We start from the raw sequence: 14,919 nt of genomic DNA on the forward strand, positions 1-14,919 counted from the left end.
TGCCTTGCGGCGGCGGTATGGTTTCCGTTTATGGCTCAGGAGGCAGAACAACGTGGCATCTATCAGTAATGGGATCGGTAATACCCCGCTTTTCCGGCTTGCACGGTTGGGTGAAGGCAGTGGCGCAGAAATCTGGGTCAAACCGGAAGGTAATAACCCCGGCGGCTCTGTAAAAGATCGTGCGGCGAAAAGTATGATTGAAGGTGCTGAACAGCGCGGGGAGATCCGTCCCGGGGATACGCTGATTGAAGCCACCAGCGGTAACACCGGTATTGCGCTGGCGATGATCGCAGCGATTCGCGGTTATAAATTAAAGTTGCTGATGCCGGAAAATATGAGTGCCGAACGTCAGGCCGCCATGAAAGCTTACGGCGCGGAGCTGGTGCTGGTCAGCCGGGCACAGGGCATGGAAGGGGCGCGGGACCTGGCGCAGCAGATGGCAGCGGACGGGGAAGGTTATGTGCTTGATCAGTTTAATAATCCCGATAACCCGCTGGCCCATTACCGGACAACAGGCCCGGAAATCTGGCAGCAGACGGACGGGCGTATCACGCACTTTGTCTCAGCTATGGGCACTACCGGCACCATTACCGGGGTGGCGCGTTATCTGAAAGAGGTCGCACCGCAGATCAATATCACCGGTCTGCAACCGGCGGAAAACAGTCAGATTCCGGGGATCCGCCGCTGGTCACCGGGGTATCTGCCGGGGATTTTTCAGCCGCAGCTGGTGGATGATATTCTGGATATCACACAGCAGGAAGCAGAAGATACGATGCGCCAGCTGGCACAACAGGAAGGCATTTTCTGCGGGGTCAGTTCCGGCGGCGCGGTGGCCGGTGCACTGAGAATTGCAAAAGCGAACCCGGGAGCGGTGATTGTCGCCGTAATCTGCGATCGCGGCGACCGTTATCTCTCGACCGGCGTTTTCGGCTGAGACATTATCCCGCTGTTTTGCCGGTGTATTTCATGTGCAGCAGCGGGAACGGATTTCCCTCCCCATCCAGTTCAGAACGGCCTGTCTGTGTAAAACCCATATGGCGGTAAAAACCGACACCCTGCGGGTTTTGTTCATTCACATCCAGCTCATCTGCCTGTAACTGCTCAACAGCATAATTCAGCAGGAATTTACCGGTGCCTTTACCGCGAATAGCCGCATCCACAAACAGCATCTCAATCCGGTTCGCGTCTGTGCCGAGAAAACCGAGGATCACACCGTTTTCATCCTGCGCCACCACCACATTCAGGTTCGGCAGATAGGTATTGAGCAGCAGCGGATGCAGTTTTTCAATATCAGCCTCACATAAAAAATCGTGAGTGGCGCGGACAGATGATTCCCAGATGGCAACCAGGCGCGGGAAATGATCCGGTTTGGCGGGGGTGATAATTAACATAAAGAAATCCGTAAACAGAGGATACTGAGAATGGCCGGTGTCCCGGTATCCCGGGACACGCTGCGGGTGATCAGTTATTGGTATAACGTCTCTTCGGGGTGCAGATATACACCCAGGCTGGCGGAACGTTGAACAATACACGCTCTTTGCGGAAATGGAAATAACGGCGCAGATATTTCTCAAATTTGGTGGTGTACTGAAACAGAATAAACTGCCCGTCGCTGAGTTCGATATTGTCACGCACTGCTTTCAGAATACGCAGCCCGGTGCGGCGGTCAATTGACAGGAACGGCAGACCGGAGAAAATCACATTATACGGGCGGTTCAGTTTCTCTGCTGAGTCAGAAAAAATCCCCAGCCGGCCATCCTGAAATTTATTCAGCAGGCTGACAAAATAGGGGTCAATTTCATAGGCATCCAGTTTAGCCAGTGGATCCATCTGATCCAGAATCTGACGGGTAATTACCCCGGTACCGGCACCCAGCTCAGCAAAATGCTGCACACCGCTCCAGTCGACGTGACGAACCATTGCACGGCACAGCCAGCGTGATGAAGGGGTAATTGTTCCCATCGTGGCCGGCGATGCAATAAACTTTTTGATGTACGCGTAATAGCTCAGTAACGGTGAATAGTTTGATACTTCCATAATAAGCATTCCTTACAAACCCGGATACAACGCACGTGTAAATAGTCACGTCAGTGAAATGTATTCAATATCATATGCCGATTATTCTCTTTCCTCTACAGATAAATAAGGAATTTTTCAGCCGGTGAAAAAATTAAAAAGTTCATAAAACTGTCATATAAAACAAAACAATAGGGTGTTTTATTTTAGTTTTTAATTAACAGGCAGATAAGATTGATTTGTTATAAACAATAATCAGATGAATGAATGAGATAGCTGACAGGGAAAGCATAGCGGATTAAAAGGCGGTTAGTACAGGAATGAACGCGACTTTTGCAAAAGCTGACATTAACGGAATAAACATGACACTCCGTACCGGTATATTATTCTGACAATAAGCCGGTACGGAATAAGAATTAACTAGTGATGTATTTTTCCGTGATCCATTATCGCCTGGCGGAGGCGCTGCTGTAATTCATAACGCTGTTCATACGGCAGCGGGTTGCTGTCACCCAGGCTGACCATCATTTCGTTCATTTCAGTGATACTGTTACTCTCAATGGCTTTTTCCACATCAGCAACACTCTGTGCATAATCGCTCATACGGCTGTCCTTATTCAGTCTGATAATAATGCGGTTATCCTACCTGAACAGCGGTAAAAGCGTTAGTGCAAAACGGCGGTGGTCAGGCGGCGTGATCATTGTGGCGGGACGGCGGCTCCAGCGGCGGCAGGCCGTGTGCGGCTCTTGCCCGGTCACAGGCGGCATTGTGTACACCGCTGACCCACGACTGATCAAACTCGCGGCACGGCGACGGGCGCTGTGCGTAAGCGCTGCACGCTACACACTGACCGACTTCCCCCTGAAGATTGATACAGCGCGGGGATTTCTGATCAGTGCCTTTCATACAGGCCATAAAGTCATTCACTTTTTCTGTCATCTCTGCCGGCACCACGCCGCCCGTACTGTCCGTTTCCCCGTGATAAAACGAGACCCGGAAATAGGCACAGCACGCCCCGCACTGCATACAGGGATTGGTGTCCGCATCAGTAAACGCAATTACATTGCTCATGATAGTTAACCACATTATGCAAACGCGGTGATTATTTCACCGCAGGCCGAGTTTTGTCCTGAATAAGCTCTCAGGGCGGATTATTATTTTTATTTTGCCGCGCAAATTCAATAAAAATAAACAGCAGCAGATCACAAAATAATGAATGAAATTAAAATAATAATTCTGCTTATGAAAGACAGGAAAAATAATTTACTGCATATAAAGGTATATTTCTGTTTTTAAAAGATAAAGTAAATATCCCTCCGGCGGTCTCTCTCTGCACGATATGCTGCTGAGTCTGATAACCGGTACCGTAATGCAAAATACAGCACGGTACGGTCTTTTCCGTTATGCTGTAGCCCTGTTAATCAGTCGCTGAGAATATAATGGAAACGGATGATCGCCTGCGCTGCCTGAAACAGTTGTTACAGACTTACACCGCAGAGCGCAGCGGCGGGTGGGATACGACCGTTCCCGGTCTCGCATTGTGCCGGTGGACGGCTCCGTCACAGGCGCAAACCTGGACTTATGAGCCGGGTATCGCACTTGCGGTTCAGGGCGCAAAACGGATCACACTCGGAGATAACACCTATTGTTACCGCCCCGGGGATGTATTGCTGACATCCGTGGATATCCCTGCGATTGCGCAGGTCTGTGAGGCATCAGAGCAGGCACCGTTTCTGGCTCTGCTGGTCAGTCTTAACCTCAGCGACCTTCCGGTACTGATGCAGGAAAGCGGTTTTCAGCTGCTGACTTCAGAACCCGCTGTACCGCAGGCAGTGTGTCCGGTCACAGAAGCGTTGCTCAGTGCGGTCTGCCGCCTGGTGGCGCTGCTGGAAAAACCGGACGATATCCCGGTCATGGCTCCGCTTATCCATAAAGAAATTCTCTATTACCTGCTGAAAAGCGGCCAGGGCGCACGGCTCCAGCTGATGGCCGCACATAATAAACAGTGCCGCCAGATAAGCGGCGTACTTAGTTACCTGAAAGCGCATTTTGATCAGCCGGTGTCGGTGGAGACACTCTGCCGCCGGGCTCAGATGAGCGAATCCTCTTTTCACCGCCATTTCCGCCGGGTCACCCGGATGAGCCCGCTGCAATATCAGAAATGGCTGAGACTTAATGAAGCCCGCCGTCTGCTGCTGGTGGAATCGGCGGATGCTTCGGAAGCGGCTTTTCGTGTCGGGTATGAAAGTGCCTCTCAGTTTAACCGTGAATACCGGCGGTTATTCGGGTTACCTCCCGGACAGGATAAAAAGCGGGTTCTTCTCTGACCGGTGTGTGATTTCCGGGCAAAATGACAGGATCAGGCAAACATCAGAGCGGACAGGCTAACGTATTTGCGGGACAGGCCGGTTAGGATAACGGGATTGACGACATCATTCCTGAGTGAGTAACACAATGAAAAACATCTTTATTATTAACGGTTCAAAAGAATTCGGCGGCTCTGACGGCAAACTGAACGATCACATGACGGATATCGCCCGCCGCCATCTGACAGAAAAAGGCATGAATGTCCGTGTTACCCGTATTGATGACGGTTATGACGATGAACAGGAAGTACTGAATTACCTGTGGGCGGATGTGATTATTTACCAGATGCCGGCCTGGTGGATGGAAGGGCCGTGGATTGTGAAAAAATACATTGATGAGGTATTTACACAGTCTGATGACCGTTTTCATATTAATGACGGGCGCAGCCGCCGTGACAGCAGTAAAAAATACGGCTCCGGCGGTGTGCTGACCGGTAAAAAATACATGTTATCCGTGACCTGGAACGCACCGCAGGAAGCCTTTGAGGATGAAAAGCAGTTCTTTGAGGGGCGGGGTATCGACAGTGTGTATTTCCCGCTCCACAAAACCAATCAGTTTACCGGGATGACATCACTGCCGACATTTTCCTGTTTTGATGTGGTTAAAAACCCGCATATTGATGCGGATATTTGCCGCTATCTGGCTCACCTGGATGTGAATATCGCAGGCTGAACCCTCAGCGGGCCACTGATGCCAGGCGCAGACCGAGAGCGATAAAGGTGGTACCGACGAGGCGGTCAATCCAGTAATGCGCTTTCGGGCTGCCGGAGATCCGTGCAGCCAGTGTCCCGGCAATCAGTGCCAGCGTGGTATCAGTGCAGAACCCGAGCAGAGCATAGGTTGCACCGAGCAGCAGGAAAGATTCCGCATAATAACTGCCGCCTGCCGCAATAAACTGCGGGAAAAAGGCAATAAAAAACAGCAGCACTTTCGGATTGGTCAGTGTGGTGATAAACCCCCGGATCAGAATCGATTTTGCGGCTGCCTTCTGAATCACCACTTCTTCATTATCATCAGCGGTCTGCCCGCGCTTTCTGAGTGTACCGAGGATCATTTTGGCGCCGAGGAACGCAAGGTACAGCGCACCGAGATACTTAATCACGGTAAACAGTGTCGGCGATGCGGCAATAATCGCCCCCAGCCCGACAGCCCCGGCAACAGCATGCACACTGCTGCCGAGCATCACCCCCAGCGCGGACAAAATACCGGCTTTGCGGCCGTTGGCCAGGCTTTGTCCCAGTACATAGGCAATATCCGGCCCCGGCGTTACCGCAAAGATAAAAACGGACAGTAAAAACAGCGGGTAATGGATAATATCCAGCATGTGACAGCCCTCCGGAGTCAGAGAAAACGTTATATTATGGCGGATATAATGCCATTAAGTATGATCCGCTGGCAAATGACATTTTTGCCGGTTATTTATACGCGTATATTGATTTGCTGAATTATATAAACTTGTTCAATATTTATAATGAATTACTCACTTTATAATTTATCAGTGTTAAAAAACGGGCGGAAAAAGAGTACGCATCAAAAGAGTGTTTCCGGATGGCAGATAGTGTAACAAAACGTAAAAGCACGGCTTTACATCCGGTAAAGTGTATTATACTCAGCTGCACCAATGGTACCGTATCATCAATTAATTAGCTGAATTAAAAGATGATATTTTACTTTTGGCCTTGTTTTTATTGTGGATATCGCCGGATATCTGCGAACTTATTTTTCATTGTAAATGATAATTATCTGATACTTATCACTGTATGCGCGGTTTATGCGGATAAACAATAATAACAACCTGATACCGTTGATTTGTGACAATAACGGCAGTGATTAATCGGAATTTCTTATCAACGGGTGACCGGAAGCCGTCGGTTACCCGACGATATATGTGACGCCGGAAAAACAGATTCCGGCGCTTACAATCCGCAGGAGATTGCAGTTGAAACGCCTATTTTTCAGACAACGGCGACGCCGTTTGCTCATCATATTACTTGTTTTCCTGACGATTCTGGCAGGTTACGGGGTATACAACGCCATTCTGATGAAGGCAAAAGGCGTTGAAGAACATTACACTCACCGCGGAGAGATTAAACAGTATTCTCTCCGTGACGGCAGCCAGCTGAAGCTGGATACCGAATCCCGTGCTGTGGTGGCCTATGATAACGGCAGCCGGGCGGTAGAACTGCTGTCCGGACGGGCGCGTTTTGCCGTCAGCGAAAACCGTGAGGAACAGCGTCCGTTCCGGGTCACCGCCAATGGTGTGCGGGTGGAGTCCGGTAACGGCAACTTTGTGGTGGATATTGCGGATAATAAAGTCTCCGTCTGCCCGCTGGATGAAACTGTAACCACGTTTTTTAACGGTAAAACCGAAACGGTCGGGCCGGGACAGCGTCTGGAAATTCTGCCGGAAGGCCGGGCAAAAGTATTTCAGCGCCAGTACACCGATATCGACTGGTTATCCGGCTCACTGGTGCTGAATAATATCCCGCTGTCAGAAGCGATTGAGATGATCAACAGCTACCGCGCGGTGCCGGTGGTTCTGCTGAATAATGATAAGAAAGACATTATTGTGGATCGTGTGCTGCATCTCAGCCGTCTGGATGAAGAGGTTGAGGAGATGATGCGCTCTCTCGGGCTGACCCGTGAATCGCTGCCGGGCTCAGAGGCTTACCGCTGAGTTGCCTGTCCGGCGATAAAATCTGACTGTCCGGCAACAGCGGCGGTGTCTGATCACCGGTATAATGATGCGGAATATTACCCTGATTAACCGTTGTACAGCAGCCGGAGAGACCGATGACATCAGCAGAAATTGAATGGGCCGATTTTGAAAAAGTGGAATTGCGTGTCGGTGTGGTACTGACCGCAGAGCTTAATCCGAAAGCCCGCAAACCCGCCTATATCTTTACTGTGGATTTTGGGGAGTACGGTGTGAAAACCTCCAGCGCACAGGTTACCGCATTATATAAACCGGAAGAATTAATCGGGCGTCAGGTATTATGTGTGTGTAATTTTGCCCCGAAACGGGTGGCCGGCGTGAAATCAGAAGTGCTGATAACCGGCGCTGCTAATGCGGACGGAGATATCGTTCTTGCGGAGTTTTCCCTGCCGGTACCCGCCGGTCACCGCCTGATGTAACACCCTGCCGCCTGTCGTTTTCCGTACTCTCAGGGGGTATTCCATGAAACGACCTGTTATCTCATTACGTACCTACCGGCAGGAAACCCTGGAGCACAGTCATGATGACATGTGGCAACTGGTGCTGGGCGGCAGCGGCGCAATGGAACTGACTGTCGGCAGCGACAGCGGTTCGGTGGAGCAGGGACGGATGGCGGCGATCCCGCCGGGGTATCACCACCGTTTCTGCGGCACCGGTCATAACCGCCAGGTGGTACTTGAACTGCCTGCGGACAGCCTCTTCTTCACTTCCCCTGATTCTCTGTGGTCTGTGCTGCCGGATGCCACCCGTGCTTATGTGGACTGGCTTATCAGTTATCCGCAGATGATTGAACAGCATCCGGAAAGTGCGCGTATTCTGCTGGCAGAGCAGCTTGCGGCGCAACTGCAGCCGGACGGGCAGGACAGGCGCTGGCTGCATACTCTGACACAACAGCTGACCGCGCGTCCTGATTACCCGTGGACGGTCAGTGAAATGGCGTCATGCTGTGCACTATCGGCCAGTACTCTTCAGCGCCGTCTGCTGACGGCCACCGGTAAAACCCCGGCGGTTTTTCTGACTGAAATACGTCTGCGCCGGGCACATCATCTTATCTGCCATACCCCGCTGACACTGCCGGAAATTGCCCTGCGCTGCGGTTACAGTACCCAATCTTCCCTGACCAGTGCTTTCCGCCGCTTTTACGGCGATACACCGGCCAGTCTGCGCATAAAAAAAGGGTGAGCCGGAGCTCACCCTTTTGCTTTTGTACATTATTTCAATCAGGCAGATTTGTTGTCTGCGCTTTGCAGCATTTTGCGTACCGGCACAATCAGCACACACAGCACTGCGGCACAGATAAGCAGGGCAACAGAAACGTGTGAGAAGAAGCCCGGCAGGTTCATCAGCTGATCCGGACGGACATTACCGCCCATGATACCGGCTGCAAGGTTACCCAGCGCACTGGCACAGAACCACAGACCCATCACCTGGCCGCGCATTTTCATCGGCGCCAGCAGTGTCATGGTCGCAAGACCAATCGGGCTTAAGCACAGTTCACCCAGGGTCAGCAGCAGGATACTGAAGGTCAGCCACATCGGGGAGACACCGGCGCTGGTTTCAATCACGCGCTCGGACGCCATCATCATCACTGCAAAACCACCCGCAGCGAACAGGACACCGAACATAAACTTGGTGATACTGCTCAGGTTCATATTACGGCGCGCCAGGGCAGGCCATAACCAGCTGAACACGGGGGCCAGTATAATGATAAACAGGGCGTTGATGGACTGGAACCAGACAGTCGGGATTTCAAAACCGAACAGGTTACGGTCAGTGTAATCCTTCGCAAACAGATTGAATGACGTCGGTTTCTGTTCAAACGCAGACCAGAACAGGGCGGCGGTGACTAACAGAATAAAACAGACAAATAACCGGATGCGTTCACTGCTTTCCAGACCGGCAAACACAAACAGGTAGATGAAGTAGAGAATAACCATCCCGGAGATGAGGTAAACCATGTTGGTGGCAACCAGCATCGGGTTGAACGGGATAACGCCGGAGGCGATCAGGACAGTGACAGCGGCGATAACCACAGCCGCCAGGCCAACCCACTTACCGACATTTTTGCGCGCGACAGTCGGGCGATCCCAGCTGGAGTCCAGACCCACTTCACCGTCATACTGACGCATCAGCGGTACCGCGTAGAAGCGGAACACCAGCAGGGCCACTAACATCCCCAGACCACCGATACCGAAGCCCCAGTGCCAGCCGAAGTTAGGGACTAACCAGCCGGTCGCCAGCGGCGCGATAAAGGAGCCCATGTTAATCCCCATGTAGAACAGGGAAAAACCGCCGTCACGGCGTGTATCGTCCTGTTTGTACAGCGTACCGACCATGACCGTCACACAGGTTTTAAATAACCCGGTACCGATAACGATAAACAGCAGACCGACAAAGAACAGCTTTGGTGACCAGATTGCCGACAGGGCAATCGAGAGGTGACCGAGTGCAATAATGATTGAGCCGTACCAGACCGCCATGCGCTGTCCGAGCCAGTTATCCGCCAGCCAGCCGCCCGGCAGGGAGGTCAGGTAAATCGCACCGGCAAAAATACCGACGATAGCGGAAGCCTGTTCACGCGGAATATCCATCCCGCCTTCATAGACGGTGGCTGCCATAAACAGGATCAGTAACGGACGGATACCGTAGAAGGAGAAGCGTTCCCACATCTCGGTAAAGAACAGCGAGCTGAGCGGGTAAGGGTGCCCGAAGAAAGTACGTTTTTTGTTTGTTGTTGATTGCATCTGTAATTTCCCAAAGGTTTATTCCGGAGAATAAGCCTGAAAATGGTAAGGATAAACAGTTCCTGTTAACAAAATGATACTTTTGTGTATCAATAAACATCCTGTCTTATTAAAGTATTATTAACACACTTATCGTGAATCGTATTCACTTAAAGCACGTTTTCTATTTTATAAACCATTTTTTAGATGAAATGTCGACAAAAATCTCATTTCACAAGACTTATTTATACAAAATGTGATGAGGTCTATTGACAGAAGATGTGGATTATGAGGCTTACGTATATTTGCAAAATTATTTTAAATCAACCAGTTAAAGTTGACTCATAACGGAAAGATGAAATTTCAGTAACAAATTGCTGACAGCGAAAAGTAACCGGATGAAAACCGGCGATATCTACCCGATATCGGCCGGTTTAATTTTCGGGGCGCTCTGCGATTTTATGCACCACCACGAATAAAACAGATTAAACAGTACAACCGCAGCGGTGAAATAAAAGACAGATGCGAAGCCGAAATGCGCAGCCACCCAGGCGCCCATTAACGGTCCTGTAACATTACCGGCGTCGCGCAGTGCCTGGTTATAGCTGAAAATCCGTCCGGCAATTTCATGGGTGATATGATAAATAATCAGGGTCTGGACGGCGGGCAGCAGAGCGGCATTGACGGCGCCGAGCAGAAAACGCAGGGCACCCAGCTGCCAGTAATGGGTGACCCAGGCCATCGGCAGAATAACAAACACAGACACTGCCAGCATGGCGATCAGTACCTTATCCGGCCCTATCCGGTCACTCAGTTTTCCGAGGCGCGGGGCGCTGATCAGCGCGGCCAGCCCCGGCACAGAAGCAATTAACCCGCTGATAAACGCCAGGTTTTCAGTATGTCCGCCCAGCTCGCGGATATACAGGGTGATAACCGGGCTGACCGAGCCCGCCGCAATCTGAATACACATGGTGGTGAAAAACAGGCAGATCACCAGGCGCGGATTTTTTATCGCCGCAAAAACCTGCTTTGTGTTGAGCGCATCTTTGCGTGACACCGGCGTGAAGTTTTCGCGGACAAAAAACAGTGTCACAAAAAAGCAGATAAACAAAACGCTGGCAGTGATATAGAAGACGGGACGCAGTCCGGTGTGATCCGCCAGAAAACCGCCGATAAGCGGACCGATAAGTGCACCACTGACAGCGCCGGTGGAGAGTGTGCCCAGCGCCCAGCCGGTGCGTTTGACCGGTACCTGAGTGGCAATCAGGGCATTGGCATTCGGCACAAAGCCGCCCAGCAGCCCCAGCAGGGCGCGCAGGAACAGCAATTGCCAGACATTCTGTGCAAAGCCCATCAGCAGCATGACAATCGCCATACCGAGCGCGGAGCGCAGCAGCATCAGCTTACGGCCTTTGCGGTCAGAGAGTTTGCCCCAGAAAGGGGCAGCGATGGCGGAAAACAGGAAGGTAATACTGAATGCCGCCCCCGTCCACAGATTGAGTTCCTCATGGTCTGTCACCCCGAGCTCTTCCACATAGAGCGGCAGAAAGGGCATGATCAGGCTGAAGGCGGCGCCGGTCAGAAAACAGCCGAACCACACAACATAAAGATTTCGTTTCCAGTTACGGTTGGGGGCTTTGTTCTGCATCAGGGTAGTAATTTAATTCCTTTTTTAATGGACTTTGTCCCGGTCATGATAGAGGGACGGTTCACCTTCCGGCCGTGTTTTGAAGCGCCGATGCAGCCACATATATTGTTCCGGGGCGCGTAAAATTTCTTTTTCCACAACATGGTTCATAAAGGTTGCGGCAGCCACATCATCATCTTCCGGAAAACCGTCCGCAGGGGGCTGGATCAGCAGTTCATAGCCTTTTCCGTCCGGCAGACGGCGCGGTGTGAACGGGATCAGTGCTGCACGACCGGCTTTGACCAGAATAGACGTACCGGTGGTGGTGGCGGCTTTCTCCACGGCAAACAGCGGTGCGAACACACTTTTGCGCGGGCCGTAATCGTGATCCGGTGCATACCACAAAATCTGTCCGTCACGCAGGGCGCGGATCATCCCTTTGACATCCTTGCGGTCGAGCATGGATTTGTTGGATCGCAAACGACCGGTGGTCTGCATCCAGTCCATCACCGGGTTATCGTTCGGACGGTAAACCCCGATGCCTGGATTGAGCATACCGAAAATCCGTGCGCCCAGTTCCAGGGTCAGGAAATGGATGCCTATCACGATAATACCTTGTCCGGATGCCTGTACTTTCTGAATATGTTCGCGGCCTTCCACCTTAAACCAGCGTTTTACCCGCCAGTCCGGCCAGAACCAGGCCATGCCGGTTTCAAACAGCCCCATGCCGACGGATTCAAAATTTGCCACCACCATCGCTTTGCGCTTTTCTTCCGGCATATCCGGAAAGCACAACTGCAGATTGCGGTCAGCAATCTCCGCGCGGCGTTTGAGAAAACGCATGGACAGACGACCCAGACGGGTGCCCAGCCGGTAAATCACCGGATACGGCAGCAACACCAGCACATACAGTACACCCAGGCCAAGCCAGGTCAGCCAGTAGCGGGGATGCAGAAACGAGCGTTGAAATTCAGGAGCTGTAATCATAGTCAGACATCGTTATTGTTTAAAGCATCAGCAGATGCGGGTTCATGTAAATGATATAACACTAAATTATACGTGGTATCGGTTGCAGATGTTAGTGCTCTGCGGTGCTGTTTTCAGCGTCCGTAATGCTGTTGAGCTGCGTGACCAGCTCCGCGAGGCTGCCCGCCGCCATTTTTTCCATCACTTTGGCGCGGTGCACTTCGACGGTTCTTACCGCAACATGGGCAATATCAGCGATTTCCCGGTTCATCAGCCCCTGTGCGACAAAACCGGCGATCTGACGCTCTTTCGGCGTCAGAGTCTGAAAACGGTCACGGATTCGGGCACAGGCCACGGCTTTGCCGGTTACCGCGGCGGCGCGGGTCAGTGCTGCCTGCAACGGTTGTGTGGCCACCGGTTTCTGCAGAAAATCCACCGCACCGAGTTTCATCTGCTCAACCGCCATCGGCAGGTCACCGTGGCCGGTCAGGAATATCACTGCCAGTGTGCTGTGCTGCTCCTGAAGGATCTGATGCACACGGCAGCCGTCAAAATGCGGCATGCGCATATCCAGTAACACAATACCGTAAGTGTGCAGCGGCGCCTGTGCAACAAATGCCCGGCTGTCATTCCAGACACACACCTCATAACCGAGGCTCTCCAGCAAAAACTGACACGCCTGTGTCACAGCAACATCATCATCAACCAGGTGGATCACGGGCATGGGGATTCCTTTGTCGGTTCACTGAAGATAAGGGTAACACATAAGCCGGGCTGTTCGTCCGGGCCGGAACAATTTTCCATATGAATATCACCACCCTGGCTGCGCATCAGGCGCTGGCAGATCACCAGCCCGAGCCCGAGTCCTTCGGGCCTGGTGGAGCGGAACGGGGCAAAAGGTTGTGTCAGCTGCGTTTCATCCATCCCGCCGCCGTTATCCTGCACCACCAGAATCTGTCCGCCGGGGGTGTGGTGATGCATCACAAGGATGCAGTCCGCCCCGGCCTGCAAACTGTTACTGAACAGGTTGGAAAGCACCTGATCCAGCAGTGCCGGCGGTAAGTGTAATACGGCATCGTGAGCAACGGTGTTATATAAAACCGCAGAAGGATATCGTTCCGTAACCCGCAGCAGTTTCCAGACCAGATCCGGCACCACCGCCACATTCTGCGGCACAGGCGCACCTTCCGGGGAGGACGGGCTGTTTCCCGCCCACAGCCGCAGGTTGCGGATAATACTGGCACCGCGTTCGGCCTGGCTGTCAATTTGCGACATGACCGGCAGCAGCGGGTGTGCGGGATCTTCGCGCTCCAGCCGGATTTGCGAGCCCTGGGCGTAATGGCGGATAGCGGACAGCGGCTGATTCAGCTCATGCGCAAAACCGGAGGCCATCTCCCCGAGCACACTGAGCTGCTGGGCTTTTTCCAGATCCTGCTGCTGGCGCTGTAACTGTGAATGGGCGGCTTCCAGCTGGCGGGTGCGGCGGCGCACCCGGAAAGCAATCCACACATGATTGATACCGAGAAGCAGAAAAACCAGGGCAACCGAGCCCAACAGCCAGCTGTTTTTCCGGCTCCAGCTGATAATCTCCTGCCAGAACTGCCGCTGCTGCGGGTGCTGATTGACTTCTCTCAGCAGATTTTCCACCTGGCGGGTGGATGACGGCGCACCCCAGCGCATGGTTTTTTCGCCGTGGCTGTTAAGCAGCACCCGGGTGACTTCATCCGCCAGTTCGTCCGGTACACCGCTGCCCGCCGCAAATGACCAGTTCGGGTATAGCTCGCTGCTGGTCCAGCAGGGAATGGTGCTGTCCCGTCCGAGAAGCGGCCGGAAATCATCCTGGTGAATGAGTCCCTCTTTATCCATGGATTCAATCAGGCAGGCCGGGACAATCGCACCGGAAATCGCCTTATCCCGCAGCAGATAAAGCAGGGCATCAGCCGGAAAGCCGGAGAACTGAAGATGGTAATCACGCGGCGGGTCGATACCCGCATCACGCAAGGCTTTATAGCCTAATAAATAGCCGCCGAAGGCATCCGGCGCGACTGCCCCGACTTTTTTACCGGTCAGATCCGCCGGAGTCTGATAAGGGCTCTCTTTGCGCACCAGCAGCACACTGCCGATCACATTACGGGTGGCGTTATCCGGCTCATAAGCCGAACGCAGGGAGACCAGCCAGCGCAGGGGAAAGTTGCTGTCCAGCTGGATAAACTGTGCCGGATTGGTGAGGACAAACTGAATCTCGTTATTGTGCAGCGCTTCCCGCATCTGATCCAGTGTCAGCGGCAGCAGGGTGAAGTGTTCGCCGGGCAGGGCGCGGTTGAGCTGCTCTGTCAGCGGCTCCCAGTAATGACGCGTCGGCGCATCCCCCCGCAGTGCCAGCACACCGATGGTCCACTGTGCGGCAAATGAAAAAGAGGTGAAAAATAACAGTGCGGTCAGCAAACCTGTGCGTGCGGCCATCTGCATGTGTCCCCGGGCAGTGCGTCCTGTGTCTGTTTTC

16 protein-coding genes are annotated in these 14,919 nt (G+C 52.6%); 6 read left to right on the forward strand and 10 right to left on the reverse strand.

The features are described from left to right. Positions 1–52: 52 nt before the first annotated feature. On the forward strand, positions 53–934 hold the full coding sequence (gene cysM, locus X965_RS14005) for a cysteine synthase CysM (protein WP_036418534.1): 882 nt from the start codon (positions 53–55) through the stop codon (positions 932–934). A 4-nt stretch (positions 935–938) separates the two neighbouring features. On the opposite strand, the gene X965_RS14010 is transcribed toward cysM, so the two are convergent. From X965_RS14010 to X965_RS14025, 4 genes are all read right to left on the reverse strand, one after another. Continuing rightward, a complete protein-coding gene (locus X965_RS14010) occupies positions 939–1,391 on the reverse strand; it encodes an acetyltransferase (RefSeq protein WP_004236899.1) in 453 nt (150 codons plus the stop codon). Between the two features lie 70 nt (positions 1,392–1,461). Continuing rightward, positions 1,462–2,037 carry a class I SAM-dependent methyltransferase gene (locus tag X965_RS14015; RefSeq protein ID WP_004236898.1) on the reverse strand — a complete coding sequence of 192 codons (576 nt, stop codon included), beginning with the start codon at positions 2,035–2,037 and terminating at the stop codon, positions 1,462–1,464. Between the two features lie 399 nt (positions 2,038–2,436). Further along, positions 2,437–2,619 carry a DUF2526 family protein gene (locus tag X965_RS14020; protein WP_004236897.1) on the reverse strand — a complete coding sequence of 61 codons (183 nt, stop codon included), beginning with the start codon at positions 2,617–2,619 and terminating at the stop codon, positions 2,437–2,439. Between the two features lie 82 nt (positions 2,620–2,701). After that, positions 2,702–3,088 (reverse strand): YkgJ family cysteine cluster protein, encoded by a 387-nt coding sequence (locus tag X965_RS14025; RefSeq protein WP_004236896.1) that lies wholly within the window; start codon positions 3,086–3,088, stop codon positions 2,702–2,704. 368 nt (positions 3,089–3,456) lie between these two features. Between X965_RS14025 and X965_RS14030 the strand changes: the two genes are divergently transcribed. After that, positions 3,457–4,344, forward strand: a complete 888-nt coding sequence (locus tag X965_RS14030; protein WP_004236895.1) for an AraC family transcriptional regulator — start codon at positions 3,457–3,459, stop codon at positions 4,342–4,344. A gap of 127 nt (positions 4,345–4,471) precedes the next feature. Then, complete coding sequence (locus X965_RS14035; protein ID WP_004236893.1) at positions 4,472–5,056, forward strand: NAD(P)H-dependent oxidoreductase; 585 nt, start codon at positions 4,472–4,474, stop codon at positions 5,054–5,056. 4 nt (positions 5,057–5,060) lie between these two features. On the opposite strand, the gene X965_RS14040 is transcribed toward X965_RS14035, so the two are convergent. Then, complete coding sequence (locus tag X965_RS14040) at positions 5,061–5,708, reverse strand: LysE family translocator (protein ID WP_004236892.1); 648 nt, start codon at positions 5,706–5,708, stop codon at positions 5,061–5,063. A gap of 651 nt (positions 5,709–6,359) precedes the next feature. Between X965_RS14040 and X965_RS14045 the strand changes: the two genes are divergently transcribed. From X965_RS14045 to X965_RS14055, 3 genes are all read left to right on the forward strand, one after another. Beyond that, positions 6,360–7,061, forward strand: coding sequence for a FecR family protein (locus tag X965_RS14045; protein ID WP_004241462.1), 702 nt, complete (start codon positions 6,360–6,362; stop codon positions 7,059–7,061). Positions 7,062–7,177: 116 nt separating this feature from the next. After that, positions 7,178–7,519 carry a tRNA-binding protein gene (locus X965_RS14050; RefSeq protein ID WP_004241460.1) on the forward strand — a complete coding sequence of 114 codons (342 nt, stop codon included), beginning with the start codon at positions 7,178–7,180 and terminating at the stop codon, positions 7,517–7,519. 43 nt (positions 7,520–7,562) lie between these two features. Further along, positions 7,563–8,282: an AraC family transcriptional regulator gene (locus tag X965_RS14055; protein WP_036418535.1), complete on the forward strand. Its 720-nt coding sequence runs from the start codon at positions 7,563–7,565 to the stop codon at positions 8,280–8,282. Between the two features lie 38 nt (positions 8,283–8,320). On the opposite strand, the gene X965_RS14060 is transcribed toward X965_RS14055, so the two are convergent. The 5 genes from X965_RS14060 to ttrS all read right to left on the reverse strand — a co-directional run bounded on the left by X965_RS14060 (position 8,321) and on the right by ttrS (position 14,885). Further along, the gene (locus tag X965_RS14060) at positions 8,321–9,844 is read right to left on the reverse strand and encodes a peptide MFS transporter (RefSeq protein ID WP_004236888.1); all 1,524 of its coding nucleotides are present in this window, start codon (positions 9,842–9,844) and stop codon (positions 8,321–8,323) included. Positions 9,845–10,238: 394 nt separating this feature from the next. After that, positions 10,239–11,471, reverse strand: a complete 1,233-nt coding sequence (gene mdtG, locus X965_RS14065) for a multidrug efflux MFS transporter MdtG (RefSeq protein ID WP_024473894.1) — start codon at positions 11,469–11,471, stop codon at positions 10,239–10,241. A 24-nt stretch (positions 11,472–11,495) separates the two neighbouring features. Next, positions 11,496–12,437: a Kdo(2)-lipid IV(A) acyltransferase gene (locus X965_RS14070; RefSeq protein WP_004236886.1), complete on the reverse strand. Its 942-nt coding sequence runs from the start codon at positions 12,435–12,437 to the stop codon at positions 11,496–11,498. A gap of 91 nt (positions 12,438–12,528) precedes the next feature. Continuing rightward, a complete protein-coding gene (gene ttrR / locus X965_RS14075; RefSeq protein WP_036418538.1) occupies positions 12,529–13,140 on the reverse strand; it encodes a tetrathionate respiration response regulator TtrR in 612 nt (203 codons plus the stop codon). Then, entirely contained in the window at positions 13,131–14,885 is a 1,755-nt protein-coding gene (ttrS, locus tag X965_RS14080; RefSeq protein ID WP_036418540.1) for a tetrathionate respiration histidine kinase TtrS, read from the reverse strand. Before ttrS ends, ttrR begins: the two co-directional genes overlap by 10 nt. Positions 14,886–14,919 lie beyond the last annotated feature (34 nt).

Source organism: Morganella sp. EGD-HP17, from assembly GCF_000512315.2.
GTDB classification, from domain to species: Bacteria; Pseudomonadota; Gammaproteobacteria; order Enterobacterales; family Enterobacteriaceae; genus Morganella; species Morganella morganii.